Annotated in this window: 12 protein-coding genes; 8 read left to right on the forward strand and 4 right to left on the reverse strand. The window is 73.2% G+C overall.

The annotated features are described in order from the left end of the window. Positions 1–53: 53 nt before the first annotated feature. On the reverse strand, positions 54–1,310 hold the full coding sequence (locus tag IF54_RS0121720) for a serine/threonine-protein kinase (RefSeq protein WP_030321175.1): 1,257 nt from the start codon (positions 1,308–1,310) through the stop codon (positions 54–56). Positions 1,311–1,415: 105 nt separating this feature from the next. Then, positions 1,416–3,155 (reverse strand): serine/threonine-protein kinase, encoded by a 1,740-nt coding sequence (locus tag IF54_RS0121725; RefSeq protein WP_030321177.1) that lies wholly within the window; start codon positions 3,153–3,155, stop codon positions 1,416–1,418. Between the two features lie 341 nt (positions 3,156–3,496). Between IF54_RS0121725 and IF54_RS0121730 the strand changes: the two genes are divergently transcribed. The 5 genes from IF54_RS0121730 to IF54_RS0121750 all read left to right on the forward strand — a co-directional run bounded on the left by IF54_RS0121730 (position 3,497) and on the right by IF54_RS0121750 (position 13,797). Further along, a complete protein-coding gene (locus IF54_RS0121730) occupies positions 3,497–7,531 on the forward strand; it encodes an FHA domain-containing protein (protein WP_030321179.1) in 4,035 nt (1,344 codons plus the stop codon). A 175-nt stretch (positions 7,532–7,706) separates the two neighbouring features. After that, positions 7,707–9,086 carry an ABC transporter substrate-binding protein gene (locus IF54_RS0121735; protein WP_030321182.1) on the forward strand — a complete coding sequence of 460 codons (1,380 nt, stop codon included), beginning with the start codon at positions 7,707–7,709 and terminating at the stop codon, positions 9,084–9,086. Positions 9,087–9,090: 4 nt separating this feature from the next. Next, positions 9,091–10,434: a carbohydrate ABC transporter permease gene (locus IF54_RS0121740; protein ID WP_030321183.1), complete on the forward strand. Its 1,344-nt coding sequence runs from the start codon at positions 9,091–9,093 to the stop codon at positions 10,432–10,434. Continuing rightward, on the forward strand, positions 10,431–11,339 hold the full coding sequence (locus IF54_RS0121745; RefSeq protein ID WP_030321185.1) for a carbohydrate ABC transporter permease: 909 nt from the start codon (positions 10,431–10,433) through the stop codon (positions 11,337–11,339). Before IF54_RS0121740 ends, IF54_RS0121745 begins: the two co-directional genes overlap by 4 nt. Before the next feature lie 139 nt (positions 11,340–11,478). Then, the gene (locus IF54_RS0121750; protein ID WP_030321187.1) at positions 11,479–13,797 is read left to right on the forward strand and encodes a bifunctional glycosyltransferase/CDP-glycerol:glycerophosphate glycerophosphotransferase; all 2,319 of its coding nucleotides are present in this window, start codon (positions 11,479–11,481) and stop codon (positions 13,795–13,797) included. Positions 13,798–13,917: 120 nt separating this feature from the next. On the opposite strand, the gene IF54_RS0121755 is transcribed toward IF54_RS0121750, so the two are convergent. Further along, positions 13,918–14,331, reverse strand: a complete 414-nt coding sequence (locus IF54_RS0121755) for an organic hydroperoxide resistance protein (RefSeq protein ID WP_030321191.1) — start codon at positions 14,329–14,331, stop codon at positions 13,918–13,920. A gap of 102 nt (positions 14,332–14,433) precedes the next feature. On the opposite strand from IF54_RS0121755, the gene IF54_RS0121760 reads away from it, so the two are divergent. The 3 genes from IF54_RS0121760 to galE all read left to right on the forward strand — a co-directional run bounded on the left by IF54_RS0121760 (position 14,434) and on the right by galE (position 17,242). Then, complete coding sequence (locus IF54_RS0121760) at positions 14,434–14,904, forward strand: MarR family winged helix-turn-helix transcriptional regulator (RefSeq protein WP_030321193.1); 471 nt, start codon at positions 14,434–14,436, stop codon at positions 14,902–14,904. 82 nt (positions 14,905–14,986) lie between these two features. Then, positions 14,987–16,198 carry a glycosyltransferase 87 family protein gene (locus IF54_RS0121765; protein ID WP_030321194.1) on the forward strand — a complete coding sequence of 404 codons (1,212 nt, stop codon included), beginning with the start codon at positions 14,987–14,989 and terminating at the stop codon, positions 16,196–16,198. Between the two features lie 39 nt (positions 16,199–16,237). Beyond that, positions 16,238–17,242, forward strand: coding sequence for a UDP-glucose 4-epimerase GalE (gene galE, locus IF54_RS0121770; RefSeq protein ID WP_030321196.1), 1,005 nt, complete (start codon positions 16,238–16,240; stop codon positions 17,240–17,242). Here galE and IF54_RS0121775 read toward each other — a convergent pair. After that, positions 17,163–18,326 carry a sensor histidine kinase gene (locus IF54_RS0121775; RefSeq protein ID WP_078852074.1) on the reverse strand — a complete coding sequence of 388 codons (1,164 nt, stop codon included), beginning with the start codon at positions 18,324–18,326 and terminating at the stop codon, positions 17,163–17,165. The genes galE and IF54_RS0121775 overlap by 80 nt on opposite strands. Between the last annotated feature and the right edge of the window lie 34 nt (positions 18,327–18,360).

Here is an 18,360-nt window from a genome sequence, read left to right on the forward strand (position 1 = left end):
CCGCCCAGGCCCCGACCCCCGCCACCGCAACCAATCTCGGTCGCGCCCGCCGCTCAGGGCGAGACCGGTGCCGAGTTCTTCGTGTCCTGTGGTGACGCCCCCGCGTCGTCGCCCGACGTGGCCGCCCAGATTCCGATCCCGGCCGCGGCCACCAGCACCACCGCGGCGGCGCCGACGGCCAGTCGGCGGCGGCGTGTGGTGGCCCGGTGGCGGGCGGAGCCCGGTCGTGGTGCGCCGGCGGGCCGCGGAACCCGGGCGGTGCCCAGGGCGCCGCCGGCGAGCTCGTCGGGGGCAGGGACCCGCATCGACGTGTGCGTGTCCCGGTTGGAGTCGGTGGGCCTCGCGCCCGGCACCAGGGGGACGGCACCGCGCCGCGCGGGCCGCCCGGAGGACGCCGGCTCGCCGGCCGGCGCGGGGGCGGCCGTCTCGCCGTCCTGCTCGTCCTCCGGTTCCGCGTCCGGCTCGTCCACGTCCAGCGGCGGCATCCCCGCCAGCAGCGGCAGCAGCTCCCGCAGCCGGGCGCCCAGCTCGGAGGCGCGCAGCCGGGAGGCCGGGGCCTTCGCCAGGCACTGCACGATCAGCTGCCACAGCTCGTCGGGGATCCCGGGCAGCGGCACCACCGTCTCGGTCACATGGCGCCGCAGCACCGCGCCCGGATGCCCGCCCCCGAACGGGGTGAACCCGGCGAGGAGTTCGTACAGCACGGTGGCGAGGGCGTAGATGTCCACGGAGGCGCGCGGCGGCAGCCCCTCGACGATCTCCGGCGCCAGGTAGTCGGGCGTCCCGATGATCTTCGTGGCCCGGGTCCGGCGCGGCGAGTCGATGAGCTTGGCCACGCCGAAGTCGGTCAGCAGGGCCGGGTGCGCGCCGCCGGGGCCGAGGGGGCCCTGCATGTCCAGCAGGATGTTCTCCGGCTTCACGTCCCGGTGCACGACCCCCTTGGCGTGCGCGGCGGCCAGCCCGTCGGCCACGTCCGCGACGATCGCCACCGCCGCCTCGGGTGCGAGCCGTTTCTCACGGTCGAGCCGGGTGCGCAGATCGGTGCCCCGGACCAGGTCCATGACGAGTGCGAGGTCGTTGCCGTCGACCACCAGGTCGCGTACGGAGACGACGTGCGGATGCTCCAGACCGAGCAGCGCCGTGCGCTCCTGCACGAACCGGCCGACGAGCTCCTGGTCGGACGCGAGGTCCTCGCGCAGGAGCTTGACGGCGACGGACCCCTCGGGTCCCTCGCCCAGCCACACCGTGCCGGCGCTGCCCCGCCCCAGGATCTGGTTGGCGGTGTACCGGCTGCCGATCTTCCGTGCCAAGACTGCTCCTACAGACGCGTGTTGTCGCTAAAGCTACGCGTCGCAGGAGCCAACCTTCACCGCGGAGACGGAAATCACCCGCTGGATGTCGACAAATCCCCAGTACTACTGCTGACCTGAGGAGTTTCCGCCCAGATCTCCGATCCACTTGCTCACGGTGTCGACGATGTCGCCGAGCTGCTGCCAGTAGCTCTTGCCGGTGCCGATCCACTCCTGGAGCGGGCTCAGCTCCCAGATCAGCCAGCTCGCCACGAACAGGATGAGGATCGTGAACAGACAGCCCTTGAGGCAGCCCAGACCGGGGATCTTCATCGGGTTGGCGCTGCGCTGCCGCGGCTGCCGGGGCTCGCGCGCGGGGCGCTCGGGCTGCGGCGGGGGCGCGTAGCGCTGCGGCTGCTGCTGTTGCGGGGCGTACTGCTGGCGCTGCTGCGGCTGACGGCCGTAACCGCCCTGGTCGTAGCCGCCTTGGTCGTAGCCGCCCTGCGGCGGGCGCTGCTGGGGCCGCTGCTGCCGTTGCGGAGGCTGCTGCGGTTGCGGCCTGGCGACCTGCCGCTGGGGGCGGCGGCGCAGCGGGTCCTCGTTGGGGTCGAGGTACTGCTGGACCTGGGTCTGTTCGTTGCGGTCCCGGGCCGCGCGCAGCTGGTTCTGCCAGGGGTGCGGCTCCTCGGGCCCGCCGGACTGGTGCCCCTGCTGGCCGTACTGCCCCTGCTGCCCGTACTGCCCGGGCGGCACCGGTGGCATGACGGCGGTCGGGTCGGCCGCGCCGCCCCGGTTGGTCGGGAGTACGGCGGTGGGGTCGGCGGCGCCGACCGGGTTCCCGGCGCCGGTGTGCGGCAGGAAGCTGGTCGCGGCGTTCGGGTCGACGGCACCGGCACCGTGCGGCAGCACCTGCGTCGGGTCGGCGGCACCGGGCGTGTCAGGGACGGCCGCCGGGTCGGGGTCGGGCAGCAGCAGCGCGCCGACGTTGTCCGCCGCCGCGATCTGCGCGGAGTTCGCGTGCACCCCGATGCCCTCGGCGACGACCCGGAGCCCGCGCGCGAGGTTCTCCGCACTGGGGCGGCGGTCCGGGTTCTTGCTCAGACAGCGCTCTATGACGGTCCACAGCGGGTCGGGGACCGTGGAGGGGCGGCGCGGTTCGGCGCTGAGGTGCTGGTGCAGGACCTCCAGGGCGGAGCCACCGGCGAACGGCGGACGCCCGGTGACCAGCTCGTACAGCAGGATACCGGCGCCGTAGATGTCGACCGCGGAGGTCTGCGGACGGCCCTCGGCGGACTCGGGGGCGACGTACGCGGGCGTGCCGACGAACTCCTGGGTCCGGGTCAGACCCGGGGAGTCGGCGAGGCGCGCGATGCCGAAGTCGGTCAGCAGGGGGTGCATCTGGCCGCCGTACTGGCGCAGCAGCACGTTGGCCGGCTTGAGGTCGCGGTGGACCACCCCGTCGGCGTGGCTCGCGGCGAGCGCGTCGGCGATCTGGGCGGTCAGCAGGGCGGCGCCGACGGGGCTGAAGGGGCCGTTCTCGCGCAGGTAGCGGTGCAGGTCGGGGCCCTCGACGAGGTCCATGACCAGGGCGAGCAGATCGCCCTCGACGACCAGGTCGCGCACCCGCACGATGTTCGGGTGGGTCAGCCTGAGCAGCACGGAGCGCTCGCGCAGGAACCGCATCACGATGTCCGGGTCGCTCGCGAGCTCCTCCTTGAGGACCTTGATCGCGACGGTCTCTCCCGGCTGTCCCGCCACGGCGGCCTCGGCGCCGGCGGTCTCCCGCTGGCGTGCTCGCCAGACGGTCCCCGTGGCACCGCGTCCGAGCGGCTCCTCGAGGAAGTACTTGCTGCCCACCGGCCGCACGTCATGCACTCCCTGCTGCTTGCTGTCGTTCCGACCCACTTCCGACCCACTGTAGTGCCGCTCGTCCAAGCACTACGTGAGCGATGCCAAGCACGTTCGAAACAAGGACGCTCCGTCCGGGTCTCCCGGTTGCCGGGCGTTGACGTGACCGATCTCAAGTGATCGCCGGCGCTGCACTGGTCAGGCACTTTTGGGGGCAGAGCTGACCAATCAAGATCACTTGCCCTCGGGCGGCGGGCGTGTTGTCAGTGGCAGGTGCGAGGATGCGTGCAGTACTGGCCGATGGTGCTCGTGCGGGGTGGGGGATGTCCGCGTCCGAGCAGAAGGGACCGCTGACGGCGATGCAGATCCGGCTGACCGTCGTAGACCCGCTGGGCCCGCCCGACCGGGCCCGCGGCCGCGCCGCGAGCTGCGACGTCCTGGTCACCGCTCCCGTCGGCACCGCCCTGGCCGCGGTGGCCGCCGCACTGGCCTCGGCGGTTCCCGGGGAGGCGGGTGTCCGCTCGGGCGAGGCGGAGCGCGGCGGCGGCACTGTCGTGCTGTACGCGGACGGCGAGCGTCTCGACGTCCAGCGCGCCACCCTCGGCGAGCCGCCGCTGATCGACGGCGCCGTGCTGTCCCTGGGCGCCCCCGCGGCCCCGGAGCCCCACCCCGAGCTCGACGAGGCGCCGACCCAGCTCCATGTGGTCGCGGGTCCGGACGCGGGCGGTGTCCACCTGCTGCACGGCGGCCAGATCCACATCGGCCGCTCCGTCGACGCCGATGTCCCGCTGGACGACCCCGACGTCTCCCGCCTCCACTGCGCGATCACCGTCGCCGCCGACGGCCGCGTCTCGGTGGCCGACCTCGACTCCACGAACGGCACGGTCCTGGACGGCACCCGCGTGGGCACCCGTCCGGTCCGGTTCCCCCCGGGGGCGCTCCTGAGGATCGGCGAGTCGGTCCTGCGCCTCGCCCCGAGCGGGGGCCGCCGTCTGGGGACGGAACCGGACGGGGAAGGCCATGTGCGGGTGGCCCCCGGGGAGCGCGGGCGGGCGGACGGCGGAAGCGGTCCGGGACGGGCGGTGCCCGAGAGTGCCCCCGGGGCGGGCGAGGCCGGGTACGACCGGCCCGGCGAGCGTCGCGGACGCAGGGTGTCGGCGGCTGCCGCGGGCTCAGCGTCCGGGGCGGGGGCCGCGGTCGCAGGAACGGGGGTGTCAGGGACCGGAGTCTCCGGGGCCGGGGACGGCACAAGGGCGCCGCACGCGCGTGAGGGCGGGGCCGGCGGCGCCGGCACCCCGTCCCGGCAGCCCGCCGACCGCACCCACCACACCTACGGTTCGGCCGGCTGGGGCGCGTCCGGCGGAAACCCCGGGGTCGCGGAGGCACAGGGGCACAGCCCTGTCGAGCCGCCGGTCGTCGTGCCCGGGCAGGGCGGGGCACCGCGGATCGAGAGCGGGGGTACGAGCGGGACGGTTCCCGACGGGCGCCCGTACGGCCGCGCGGGGGCGGCCCCCGGCACCGGTTCCTCGCGTCCCACCAGCTCTGCCGACCCCGTCGGCACCCGTTCCGGCGGCCCCGTCGGTGCGGTCGGGGACACCCACGGCGGCCGGACCGGGATCGGTTCCTTCACGGAGGCGGCTGCCGCTTCCGCACCCACCCCGGCGCCCGGCACCGGCCAGGAGCCCGCCGCCACCCCCGACCCCGCCGAACCAGGCACCGGCCGCCGCAAAGGCACCCCGCTGCGCGGCACCGACGTCCCGCAGAGCGGGCGCCGGCGCGGCGGGCTCGGCAAGTGGGCGCGGCGGCTGGCCGGCGGGCGGGGCGAGCCGGAAACCACCGAGCAGGACGAGCCGTACACCGAGGAACCGGCCCCCGTCGCCGACGCCGCGCCGGCCGTGGCCGCCCAGCTGCCCGAGGTCTGGCCGGACCCCGCCGCCCTGCTGCTGACGGCGCTGGGCCCGGGTGCCCGGCTGTGGGAGCGCGGGCCGGGGCACCCCGAGGCGCTCACCGTCCGGCTCGGCACCGCGGACCGGACCGCTCCCGACGGGACGGGACTGCTGCCCGCCGTCCCGGTCACCGCGGATCTGCGCGAGGTGGGCGCACTGGGTCTCGCCGGACCGCGCGCGCGGCTGGCCGGGCTGGCCCGCGCGGTGGTGGCCCAACTGGCCGCCCTGCACGCGCCCGAGTCCCTGGAGATCGTCCTGATCAGCGCGGACCGTTCCCGGCCCGCGCAGGAGCGCGTCACCGAGTGGTCCTGGCTCGGCTGGCTCCCCCATGTCCGCCCGGGCCACGGCCAGGACTGCCGTCTCCTCCTGGCGCACGACCGCGAACAGGCCGCGGCCCGCGCCGACGAACTGCTCCGGCGCCTGGACGACCACCTGGCCGACGCGGAGCCGGCCCCGCCCCGCGGCGTGATCCCGGCGGCCCGCTCCGCCGGCTCCCAGGACCCCCTGCGGGGCGCCGCCCGACGCCCCTCCTGGGCCCGCGACGACGCCGAGGGCGAGGGGACCGGCGGCTTCCCCGGGCCGTACACCGTGGTCGTCGTGGACGGCGATCCCGGTGGCGCGGATCTGCGCGAGGCGGTGGCCCGGCTGGCCTCGCAGGGCCCGCTGGCCGGTATCCATGTCGTCTGCCTGGCCGAGACGGCCCCCGCCTCTCCGGCCTCGCCCGTGACGGACACCTACGAGGCGGCCTGTGCGGCGGCCCCGACGTTCCGTGAGTGCGGCGCGGTCGGCCTGCTCAGCGGCGACGTGGCGACGGCCCTGCGGCTGATGCGGGTGGCGCGGGCGGGGCTCCCGGCCGCGGCGGCCGCTTCCTCCGCCCCGCGCACGAGTGCGGGCGTGCCCACCGGCGCTCGGGACGATCAGGAGACGTACACCGCGCCCGAGAAGCCCGAGACCGAACCCGAGCCCGAGAAGGAGGGCGACCGCACCCGCCCGGGACCCCGCCGGCTCGGCTCCGACACCACCCACACCGTGCCCCGGCCCACCGACGGCACCTCCCGGACCCCGGCCCTCGATGGCCACGGCACCGACACCCTCCGCCTCACCTCGGCCCCCACCCCCGTGGGCCACGGCACGGTCGCCGCGGTGGACGCCGTCTCCGCCGCCTGGGCCGAGCGGTTCGCCCGGGCGCTGGCCCCGCTGCGCACGGACGGGACCGCCGACGGGCGGCACACGCGGGTGTCCTCGCCGCTGCCTCAGTCAGCGCGGCTGCTGGACGAGCTGGGGCTGGCCCGGGCCACCCCGCCGTCGCTGATGACGCGCTGGGCGGACGCGGCCGACGACCCGGAGTCGCTCGGCGGACGTGCCTGGGCCGTGCTCGGGGCCGGCCCGCGCGGGCCGGTCTGCGCCGACCTCGTGGCCGAGGGCCCGCATCTGCTGATCGAGGGACCCGCGGGCAGCGGCCGTACGGAACTGCTGCGGGCCGTCGTCGCCTCACTGGCCGCCGCGGAACGCCCCGACCGGCTCGGTGTCGTCCTGATGGACGGCCGGGACAGCGTGGGTGCGGGCGGCGGCCACGGCGAGGGACTGCGCGTGTGCACCGACGTGCCGCATGTGACCACCCACCTCACCGCCAACGACCCGGTCCGCATGCGGGAGTTCGCGCAGTCCCTGAGCGCCGAGCTGAAGCGGCGCGCGGAGCTGCTCGGCCGTTCCGACTTCGCCGGGTGGCACACCGGACGCGAGCTGTCCGGCCGTATGGTCTCCCAGCGCTCGGTGGCGACCCGCGGCCCGTCCGCCGCCAAGGGCGCCCCCACCGCGCTCGGCGCCACCGGTGAGGCCCCCGCCGACCCGGCCGCCGCCGACCTCGACTCCCCGCCCAGTTCCACCATCCGGCTGCGCCCCGCAGCGGCCCGCCGCCAGGCCGAGGCGGTGCCCCCGCTCCCCCGTCTGGTCGTGGTCGTGGACGATCTCGACGCCCTGGTGTCGCCGCCCCTCGGCTCGCCGGGCCGGCCCGCCGCCGGGTCGGTGATACGCGCGCTGGAGGCGGTGGCCCGCGAGGGCGAGCGGCTGGGCGTCCACCTGGTGGCCGCGACCGGCCCGGGCGGCCGTACGGCGGAGTCGGAACCGGCCCGCCGGGCCACCCTGCGCGTCACCCTGGACCCCCCGGCCACCGGGCCGGAGGAGCCGGCCCCCGGACGCGGCCGCCTGACCTGGTCCGACGGCCGGGTGACCGGCTTCCAGGCGGGCCGGGTCACCGGCCGCATCCCGCGTACGGCCACCCAGCGCCCCACGGTCGTGCCCCTGGAGTGGGAGCGCATGGGCGATCCCCCGGCCCGTCGTCAGGTCCGGGAACTGGGCAACGGTCCGACGGACCTCGCTCTGCTCGCCAGTGCATTGGAACGGGCAGCGAGGGAAGTCGCAGCAGCAGAGGTGCCGTCACTGCTTTAGGCGAACGGAGCTGCCTCTCTGCGTCGTATGCCCGCACGCAGCCGTACCGGTCACGAGGCCGCAACGATCGCCTGCTTGACAGCGGACGCGCCCTTGCCGACCCCGTTCTCCCGGCGTAGACCAGTTCGCACGGGACACCCTCAACGTTCGACGAGGAACGAGGAACGGGGACGTGATGCGCAGCACGAGCAGCACAAGCCGAACGCCCAGGGCCGCGAAGACCGCGGCCGCCGCGCTCGCGGCGGCCCTCGCCCTCTCGCTCAGCGCCTGCGGCGGGGACGACGACAAGAGCAGTGACAGCGGTCCGACCGGCGGCACGGCGACCGGCACCGGTGTCACCCTCCCCAAGCTGAACGGCCAGAGCCTCCAGGTCGCCGCCGTGTGGAGCGGCGAGGAGCAGGCCAACTTCAAGAAGGTCCTCGCGGAGTTCGAGAAGCGCACCGGCGCCAAGGTGACCTTCGTGCCCGCGCAGGACCCGATCGTGAACTTCCTGGGCTCGAAGGTGGCGGGCGGTCAGCCGCCGGACGTGGCGATGCTGCCGCAGCCCGGCGCGATCAAGCAGGCCGTCGACAAGAAGTGGGCCAAACCGCTGGGCGCGGAGGCCAAGGCGGAGCTCGCGAAGAACTACTCGCAGGGCTGGCAGGACATCGGCAAGGTCGGCGGCACCCAGTACGGCGTCTACTACAAGGCCGCCAACAAGTCCCTGATCTGGTACAACGCCAAGGTCTTCGAGAACGCGGGCGCCTCCGAGCCGAAGACCTGGGCCGAGCTGCTGACCACCGCGCAGACGGTCTACGACTCGGGCGTGACCCCGTTCTCCGTCGGCGGTGCCGAGGGCTGGACCCTCACCGACTGGTTCGAGAACGTCTACCTCTCCCAGGCGGGCCCCGAGAAGTACGACCAGCTGGCCAAGCACGAGATCAAGTGGACGGACCCGTCCGTGAAGGACGCGCTGACCACGCTGGGCCAGGTCTGGGGCAAGAAGGACTATGTCGCGGGCGGCGCGAAGGGCGCGCTCCAGACCGACTTCCCGGCCTCGGTGACGCAGGTCTTCACCGGCGGCGACCAGCCCAAGGCGGCCATGGTCTACGAGGGCGACTTCGCGCAGGTCAACATCCAGACCGCCAAGGCGAAGGTCGGCACCGACGCGAAGGTGTTCCCGTTCCCGAAGGTCGGCGACACCGCTCCTGTGGTCTCCGGCGGCGACGCGGCCGTGATCCTGAAGGACTCCAAGGCCGCGCAGGCCCTGGCGACCTTCCTGGCCTCCCCGGACGCGGCGACCATCCAGGCCAAGCTCGGCGGCTACCTCTCGCCGAACAAGAACGTGGACATCTCGTCGTATCCGAACCCGGTGCAGCAGAAGATCGCCAAGGCGCTGATCCAGTCCGGTGACGACTTCCGCTTCGACATGTCCGACCAGGCCCCGCAGGCCTTCGGCGGCACGCCCGGCAAGGGCGAGTGGAAGGCGCTCCAGGACTTCCTGGCCAACCCGAAGGACATCGCGGGCACCCAGGCGAAGCTGGAGGCCGACGCGGCGGCCGCCTACGGGAACTGAGGCGATGACATCGGCCACGGAGGCAGGGGCCCCACCGGCCCCTGCCTCTCCCGAGTCGCACAAGAGCGTGACCGGCACACGGAAGACCGTGGCAGTGCTGTTCCTGCTGCCTGCCCTCGTGCTGCTGGGCGCGCTCGTGGTCTACCCCATCGGGTACTCGCTCGTCCGCAGCTTCTACAACCAGTCCGGCGACGGCTTCGCCGGGTTCGACAACTACAAGGCGCTGTTCACCGACGACGGCATCCGCACCGCCCTGAAGAACAACGTCATCTGGGTGGTGTTCGCGCCGACGATCTCCACCGCGCTCGGTCTGATCTTCGCGGTGCTGACCGAGCGGATCCGCTGGGGAACGGCGTTCAAGCTGCTCGTCTTCATGCCGATGGCGATCTCGATGCTGGCGGCAGGCATCATCTTCCGCCTCGTCTACGACCAGGACCCGGACAAGGGGTTCGCCAACGCGGTGTGGGTGGGTGTGCACGACACGTTCGCACAGTCCTCGTCGTTTCCGAAGGCGCACCCGGGCCGGAACTCCCCGCTGGTGGCCCAGGGCGGCAGCTTCATCACCAAGGCCACGGTCCACACCGGCGGCACGGTCACGCTGCCTCTCGTGGGCGTCGCCCCCGACCAGATGCCCGGTGACGCCAAGAAGGCCGTCGCTCCCCAGGCGGACCCGGGCCGGATCACCGGCACCACCTGGCAGGACTTCACCCGCGGCAAGGGCGTCGGCACGCTCGGCGGGGTCGACCCGAGCGAGCTCGGCTACCCGGGCATGAAGATCGAGGCGGTCAAGGACGGCAAGGTCGTCGAGACGGTGAAGGCGGGCGACGACGGCACGTTCTCCTTCTCGGAGAAGGCGAACGGCGCCCAACTCCGCCTGCCCGCGAGCAACTTCAGGGAGGCCTACAACGGGGTCGACTGGCTCGGCCCGTCGCTGGTGACCCCGTCCATCATCGGGTCGTACATCTGGATGTGGGCCGGTTTCGCGATGGTGCTGATCGCGGCCGGGCTCGCGGGCATCCCCCGGGAACTCCTGGAGGCGGCCCGGGTCGACGGGGCGAGCGAGTGGCAGGTGTTCCGCAGGGTCACGGTGCCGCTGCTCGCGCCGGTCCTCGCGGTGGTCACCGTGACCCTGATGATCAACGTCCTGAAGATCTTCGACCTGGTCTACATCATCGCCCCGGGCTCCTCGCAGGACGACGCGAACGTCCTCGCACTGGAGCTGTACCGCAAGGGCTTCTCCGAGGACCAGCCGGGCATCGCGAGCGCCATCTCGGTGTTCCTGCTGCTGCTCGTCATCCCGGTGATCTGGTTCAACATCCGGCGGCTCAGGCGGGAGGTACGGCGATGACGACCCATGCCGAGAGGCTTCCGGAGACGGCGTCGGCGGGAGACACGAAGGCGAAGCGGTCCCTCGGCTCACGGCTGGTCGAGCGGGTCAGCGGGGGTGTGATCAGCGTCCTGCTCGTGCTGGTCGGCCTGTTCTGGCTGGTGCCGACGCTCGGTCTGCTGATCTCCTCGCTGCGCAGCCCGGGGGACATGGCCACGAGCGGCTGGTGGACGGTGTTCACCAAGCCGTCCCAACTCACCCTGGACAGCTACGACAAGCTCCTGCACAACAGCGACATCACCAACTCCATCGTCAACACCATCCTGATCACGGTGCCGGCGACGCTCCTGGTGATCGTCATCGGCGCGCTCGCGGGCTACGCGTTCGCGTGGATGGACTTCCCGGGCCGCGACTGGTGGTTCATGGCCGTGGTCGGTCTGCTGGTGGTGCCGGTGCAGGTGGCGCTTATCCCGATCGCCGAACTCTTCGGCAAGATCGGCCTGTTCGGCAACATCTTCGGCGTGGTCCTCTTCCACACGGGCTTCGGACTGCCGTTCGCGGTGTTCCTGCTGCGGAACTTCTTCGCCGAGATCCCGCGCGAACTCCTGGAGGCGGCCCGGCTCGACGGGGCGGGCGAACTGCGCCTGTTCGTACGGGTGGTGCTGCCGCTCGGCGCGCCCGCGATCGCGAGCCTCGGCATCTTCCAGTTCCTGTGGGTGTGGAACGACATGCTGATCGCCCTGGTGTTCACGGACGCCGACAGCCAGCCGATCACGGTCGCGCTCCAGACCCAGGTGCGCGCCTTCGCCGCCAATGTCGACATCCTGGCGCCGGGCGCGTTCATCTCGATGGTGGTTCCGCTGATCGTGTTCTTCGCGTTCCAGCGGCAGTTCGTGTCCGGAGTCATGGCAGGTGCGGTCAAGTAGCGCGTACGACAGCCGAGTTGGGGGCGGGCCGACACCGGCCCGCCCCCTTCGCGTTCGCCCGAATGCCGTACGGACCGTAACCAAGGGCGCGCACGGTGCGTTCCCGGGCAGAACTCCCGCGCCGACTCTTGGATGTGCCGTGCCCAGGTTCAGTGTCATCGTCCCCGCGTACCAGGTGCAGGCGTACCTGCCCGTCTGCCTGGAGTCGGTGCTGTCGCAGTCGTACGACGATCTGGAGCTGATCGTGGTCGACGACCGCTCCCCGGACGCGTGCGGTGAGATCGCCGAGGAGTTCGCGGCCCGCGACCCACGCGTGCGGACCGTCCACACCGCGCGCCACGAGAGCCCCAGGGGTGCCCGCAAGGACGGACCTGGGCTCGCCCGCAACGCGGGCATCTCCGAGGCCACGGGCGACTACCTGGTCTTCCTCGACGGCGACGACACCCTCACCCCGCACGCGCTGCGGTCGATCGCCGACCGGCTGAAGGAGACGGGCGAGCCGGACGTCCTGGTCCACGGCCACGCGCTCGTGCCGTGGACGGGCGAGATCGTCCGCGACCCGTTCGCGGGCCTGCTCACCGAGCAGGGCCCGGCGCCGTTCCGTCTGGAGGACCGGCCGGGGCTGCTGCGGGTGCGGGCCTCGGCCTGGAACAAGGTGTGCCGCAGGGAGTTCGTCGGTGACGGCGGCTTCGCCTTCCCGCCCGGGCGGCACTCGGACCTGCCCTGGACCTACCCGGTCCTGATGGCGGCCGAGTCGATCGCGACCCTGGAACGGGTCTGCGTCCACCACCGGCAGCGGAGCGTCCCCACGGTGTCCGGGCGGGCGGACTTCGACGTCCTCGACGCGGCGGCAGGGCGGGCGGACTTCGACGTCCTCGACGCGGCGGCAGGGCGGGCGGACTTCGACGTCTTCGACCAGTACGACAGGGTCTTCGGGTACGTCGACGCGCGCCCCGAACTCGCCCAGTGGCGGCTGGTGTTGTTCCGCCGCATGGTGGACGACCTGTGGGCGGTGTTCAGCGGGCGGGACCGGCTGCCGCGGGACACCCGCGCCGAGTTCCTGCGGCGGGCCCGCGACCATTACCGCGCCCACCGCACCCCGGGCCACCCGGCTCCGGTGGGCTCCCGGCTGCGTCACACCACGATCCGTCGGAACCTGTACCGCACCCACCGGGCCCTGGAACTGGGCCAGTTGCCCGGCCGGCGGATCGCCCGGCCCGCCGTACGGCTCGCGACGGCCCTGCGTGCGGCGGCCCTGCGGTTGCACTACCGCGTTCAGCTGCGCCTGCCCGTCCGTGCGGACCGTGCCCTGTTCGCCGCGTACGGGGGCCGCGGCCACGGCTGCAACCCCGGTGCGCTGGAGGAGGCGTTCCGCGCCCTCGCCCCGCACATCCGGACCGCGTGGGTCGCCGCCCCCGAGCACGACCGCACGATCCCGACGGCGACCCGGCGCATCACCCCGGACACGGCCGCCTACTGGACGGCGCTCGCCCGCTCCAAGTACCTGGTGAACAACACCGACTTCGACCGCCGCCTGGTCAAGCGCCCGGGCCAGGTCCTCGTGCAGACCCACCACGGCACCCCGCTCAAGCACATGGGCCTGGACCTCCAGGAACGCCCGGCGGCATCGGCCGACTTGGACTTTGCCGCCCTGCTGAGGGGCGTCGACCAGTGGGACTACGTGCTGTCCCCCAACCGTCACGCCACCCTCACCTGGCAGCGGGTCCACCCCGGCCGCTACACGGTGCTCCCCTACGGCCAGCCCCGCAACGACGTGTTCCAGCGGGCGACTTCGGAGGACGTACGGCGGCTTCGTGAGTCGCTCGGCGTGCCCGAGGGCACGGTCGCGATCCTGTACGCGCCCACCCACCGCGACTACCTGCGCACCCAGCACCTCCGGCTGGACCTGGAGCGGCTCCTGCGCCGCCTGGGTCCCGGCTACGTCGTGCTGGCCCGTGCCCACCACCGGCACGGCGGCCCGCTCGTCCCGGTCCCGACGCCCCGTGTCATCGACGTCAGCGACCATCCGAGCGTGGAGTCCCTGTGCCTGGCCTCGGACGCCCTGGTGACCGACTACTCGTCCCTGATGTTCGACTACGCAGGACTGGACCGCCCGATCGTGATCCACGCCGACGACCGGGAGGCCTTCGAGGCGGCCCGGGGCACCTACGTCGACCTGCGGTCCTTCGCGCCGGGCGCGATCGCGCGCAGTGAGGACGAGCTGATCGACATCTTCGCCTCAGGCCACTGGCGCGGCTCCCGCTCCACCCAGCTGCGCTCGGCGTTCCGCGAGCGGTTCTGCCCGTACGACGACGGCCGCGCCGCCGAACGGGTCGTACGCCATGTGGTGCTGGGCGAGCCGCAGTCGCCGCCGGTGATCCCGCCGGCGGAGCGTCATCCGGTGCCGTCGGCGGCGGCCGCGGCGGGGCGTGCGCCCCTGACCAGCGAGACCCTTTAGGAGGGCCCATGCCGTTCAGCGCGACTCGACCCACGCCGAGCCGGCCGACGACGTGGCGCCCGGCCGGACGGCCGGGCGCCTGAGACACGCCGTTCATCCACCCGATCAGTCGGTCACCGATTACTCGATGACGAGGTCGACCTCGATGTTGCCGCGGGTGGCGTTGGAGTAGGGGCAGACCTGGTGGGCGGTCTCGACGAGCTTGCGGCCGGTCTCCGCGTCCACGGTGTCGGGCAGTTCGACGCGCAGCGCGACCTTGAGGCCGAAGCCCTCGCCCTGCTTGCCTATGCCGACCTCGGCGGTGACGGCGGCGTCGCTGACGTCCACCTTGGCCTGGCGGCCGACGAGACCGAGGGCGCTGCCGAAGCAGGCGGCGTAACCGGCGGCGAACAGCTGCTCGGGGTTGGTGCCCTCTCCGTTGCCGCCCAGTTCCACCGGCGGGGCCAGCTTGAGGTCGATCTTGCCGTCGCTGGAGACGGCACGACCGTCACGGCCGTGGGTGGCGGTGGCGACTGCGGTGTAGAGCGCGTCCATGGAAATCCGTCCCTTGGGGGTGAGTCCTTGTCGTTGCCACAAGTAGAGCACACAATTCAGTTGTGCACAACTAAATCGCGGGTAAGAGCTACCCTGGAGGACATGACCACGCCCGCCACCGACTGGCTCCGGCTCGACCAGCAGATCTGCTTCTCCCTGCACGCCGCCTCCCGCGCCTTCAACGGCGTCTACCGCGTGATCCTCAAGGACCTGGGGCTCACCTACCCCCAGTACCTCGTGATGCTCGTCCTGTGGGAGCACGGCGACCTGCCGGTGAAGGCGCTCGGCGAACACCTGCGCCTGGACTCCGGCACCCTGTCCCCCCTGCTCAAGCGGCTGGAGGCGGCCGGCCTGGTGCGCCGGGAGCGCAGCACGCGCGACGAACGCTCCGTCGAGGTGCGCCTCACCGGCGAGGGCACGGCCCTGCGGGAGCACGCGCTCCAGGTGCCCCGCCGGATCGCCGCCGCGACCGGCTGCGACGTCGACGAGATCCGCGACCTGCGGACCCGGCTGGACCAGCTCACCTCGATGCTGGACGCGGCGGCACAGAGCGAGGCCGCCGAGAGCCGTTGACACCTGCCGAAAACTGACACTTACCGAAAACCAGCGGCGCTTCAGGGCCGGCGCGGCATATGCCCGCCTACGATCCGCCCTGATGAGACATCCCCGTGCCGCCCTGGCCGCCGTCTGGCTCGCCACCCGGGCCCTCATGCTGTGGCTGCTCACCCTGCGCGCGTGGGACGCCGTGGGACGCGAGGTGTGGCAGCTCTACCACCACTGGTACGGCGTCCTCGCGCACGGCGCCTACCCCGTGCGCGACACGCTCTGGCAGTACCCGCCGGGCGCGGGACCGCTCCTCCTCTCGCCCGCGCTGCTGCCGGGCCTGACGTACTTCCAGGCCTTCGTCACCCTCACCCTCGCCGCCGACGCGGCCGTCGCCGTCGCGCTCACCCGCGCGGGCACCCGCCCCGGCCGCACCCTGCTCGGCGCCTGCGTCTGGATCGGCGGCCTGCCGCTCCTCCTGCACCTCCCGCTCGCCCGCTACGACGTCCAGGTCACCGCCCTCGCGGTGCTCGCCCTGCTGGCGTCGACGCGCTCCACGCGCGCGTGCGGAGCGCTCGCGGCACTCGGCGCCCTGGTCAAGGTGTGGCCGGTCCTGCTGCTCACGGGCCTCCCCCGGGGGCGGGCGACCCGGTCGGCCTGGACCGCGGCCGCGGTGACCGGCACGACGGTGCTCGCGCTCCTCGTGACCCTCTTCGACCACCCCTTCGCGTTCCTGCTCCAGCAGGGCGGCCGGGGCGTGCAGATCGAGTCCTTCGGCGGCACCCTCCTCGCCCTGGCACGGCACGCGGGCTGGCCGGGGGCGGTGCGGTACCGGTACGGGGCGCTGGAGTACACCGGGCCGTACGTCTCCACGGTCGCGCACGCCTCGCTCGCGCTGACGGTCGTGGCGCTCGGTCTGGTGCTGCTGTGGCGGGCCAGGGCCCGGCACTGGGGCGAGGCCACGCCGTACGACGCGGCCCTGTCGGCCGTACTGCTGTTCACCGTCACCAGCCGGGTGATCAGCCCGCAGTACATGATCTGGCTGCTGGGCCTGGCCGCCGTGTGCCTGACGTCCCGGCACACCACCCAGCGCCCGGTCGCCGCGCTGGTCGTGGCGGCGACGGCGGTCAGCGCCGTGGTGTTCCCGGTCCTGTACGACGAGGTCGCGGCCGCCACCTGGACGGGCTGCGCGCTGATGGTCCTGCGCAACGGACTCCTGGGCGCTGCCGCCGTGCTGTCCTTCACCCGCGTGTGGCGCTCGGCGACGGCCCCCCGGCCCGTCGCCGGCGTGCGTACGCCCGAGCCCGAGCGCCTGCTTCACTGATACGCGGACACGGGGCAACCGACGAGGGGACGGCCGTACATGACCTGGCTGATCACCGGCGGCGCCGGCTACATCGGGGTGCACGTCGTGAGGGCGATGACCGGGGCGGGCGAGCAGGCGGTCGTGTACGACGACCTGTCCACCGGCATCGCCGAGCGGGTGCCGGACGGCGTGCCGCTGGTGGTGGGCTCCACGCTGGACGCCGAACGGGTCGCGCACACCCTCGCCGACCACGAGGTCACGGGGGTGGTCCACCTCGCGGCGAAGAAACAGGTGGGCGAGTCCGTGGACCGGCCCCTGCACTACTACCGGGAGAACGTCGAGGGCCTGCGCGTCCTCCTGGAGGCGGTGACGACCGCGCGGGTCCCCTCCTTCGTCTTCTCGTCCTCGGCGGCCGTCTACGGCACGCCCGACGTCCCGCTGGTGACCGAGCTGACCCCGTGCGCGCCGATGTCCCCGTACGGCGAGACCAAGCTGGCCGGGGAGTGGCTGGTCCGTGCCACGGGCCGCGCGACGGGCCTGTCCACGGCGTCCCTGCGCTACTTCAACGTGGCGGGCGCCGCGGCCCCCGAGCTGGCCGACACGGGCGTCTTCAACCTGATCCCGATGGTCTTCGAGAAGCTCACGGAGAACGCCGCCCCCCGCATCTTCGGCGACGACTACGACACCCCCGACGGCACCTGCGTGCGTGACTACATCCACGTCAGCGACCTCGCCGAGGCCCATGTGGCCGCCGCGCGCGCCCTCCAGGCCTCCCCCGGCCGTGACCTCACCGTCAACATCGGGCGCGGCGAGGGCGTCTCCGTGCGCGAGATGATCGACCGCATCAACGCCCTCACCGGGTACGACCGCCCCCCGGCCGTCGCCCCCCGCCGCCCCGGTGACCCGGCCCTGGTCGTGGCCTCCTGCGAGCTGGCGGCGACCGAACTCGGCTGGAAGGCCAAGCACGACGTCCAGGACATGATCACTTCGGCCTGGGACGGCTGGGTTCGGCTGCATCCGGGGGCGGGGCGGACACCGTCCGGGCGGGGACCGGCTCACTGAAAGGGGCGGCCGCCGCGGGCAGTCGGACGGTGACGCGGAGGCCGCCGGTCCGGAGTGGGGCGAGCGTGAGCGTGCCGTCGTGCGCCTCGGTGATGGTCCTGGCGATGGCCAGGCCCAGGCCGACGCCCGCCTGGTCGGTGTGGACGCGTTCGGTACCGCGCCGGAAGGGCTCGGTGAGCGTCGCGACCAGGTGGGGGGCGAGCTGGTCACCGGTGTTTTCGACGGTGAGCAGCGTGGTCCCGTCACGGACGCGGGTGTGGATCCGGACCGTGCCCTGTTCCGGCAGGTTGTGGACGATCGCGTTGTGCACCAGGTTGGTCGTGAGTTGCAGCAGGAGCGCGGGTGAACCGTTCGCGAGGGCTAGGTCGCCGCCGGTCTCCAGGGTGACACCGCGTCTCTCCGCGAGCGGGTGGAGCGTTTCGGCCGCCTCCTCCGCGACGAGGGACAGGTCGACGTGCTCCCGGGCGAAGGACCGCTGGTTGGCCCGGCTGAGCAGGAGCAGCGCCTCGGTGAGGTCGATGGCCCGGGTGTTGACGGTGTGGAGGCGGTCGACGAGCTCGCCGGGGTCGTGGTGCGGATCGGCGCGGGCCACGTCGATGAGCGTCTTCGAGATCGCCAGCGGGGTGCGCAGCTCGTGCGAGGCGTTGGCGGCGAACCTCTGCTGCTCCTCCACGTGCGCTTCCAGGCGGCCGAGCATCGTGTCGAAGGCGTCGGCGAGCTCGCTGAACTCGTCCTTGCGGCCCGGCAGCCTGACCCGGTGGGACAGCGATCCTTCCGCGGCCGTGCGGGTGGCGTGGGTGATGCGGTCCAAGGGGGCCAGCATGCGTCCGGCGAGCACCCACCCTCCCAGCAGGCCGAACACCAGGAGGAACACCATGACCCCGCCCGCGACGGGGGCGAACCCCTCCACGAAGAGGGTGCCCGGAGTCTCGCGCACCGCCCCCGCCTCATTGGTCTGCAACCACCCCTGCCGCAGGAGGAAGACCCCCACGGCGACGAGCAGCAGAACACCGGCGAGCATCAGGAACCCGGCGTAGCTGAGGGTGAGTCTGAACCGGACGCTGAGGCCGGGCGGCCTATCCACGGTCACCACCACGCTCGACCACCACGACACGCAT

The organism is Streptomyces sp. NRRL B-3229, from assembly GCF_000719505.1.
In the GTDB taxonomy this organism is placed as follows: Bacteria; Actinomycetota; Actinomycetes; order Streptomycetales; family Streptomycetaceae; genus Streptomyces; species Streptomyces griseorubiginosus.

Excerpts from the sequence above, each read along its gene's own strand:
- IF54_RS0121730 (WP_030321179.1), top strand. The coding sequence starts at position 3,497 with ATGCAGATCCGGCTGACCGTCGTAGACCCGCTGGGCCCGCCCGACCGG.
- IF54_RS0121735 (WP_030321182.1), top strand. The coding sequence starts at position 7,707 with ATGCGCAGCACGAGCAGCACAAGCCGAACGCCCAGGGCCGCGAAGACC.
- IF54_RS0121740 (WP_030321183.1), top strand. The coding sequence starts at position 9,091 with ATGACATCGGCCACGGAGGCAGGGGCCCCACCGGCCCCTGCCTCTCCC.
- IF54_RS0121745 (WP_030321185.1), top strand. The coding sequence starts at position 10,431 with ATGACGACCCATGCCGAGAGGCTTCCGGAGACGGCGTCGGCGGGAGAC.
- IF54_RS0121755 (WP_030321191.1), bottom strand. The coding sequence starts at position 14,331 with ATGGACGCGCTCTACACCGCAGTCGCCACCGCCACCCACGGCCGTGAC.
- IF54_RS0121760 (WP_030321193.1), top strand. The coding sequence starts at position 14,434 with ATGACCACGCCCGCCACCGACTGGCTCCGGCTCGACCAGCAGATCTGC.
- IF54_RS0121765 (WP_030321194.1), top strand. The coding sequence starts at position 14,987 with ATGAGACATCCCCGTGCCGCCCTGGCCGCCGTCTGGCTCGCCACCCGG.
- galE (WP_030321196.1), top strand. The coding sequence starts at position 16,238 with ATGACCTGGCTGATCACCGGCGGCGCCGGCTACATCGGGGTGCACGTC.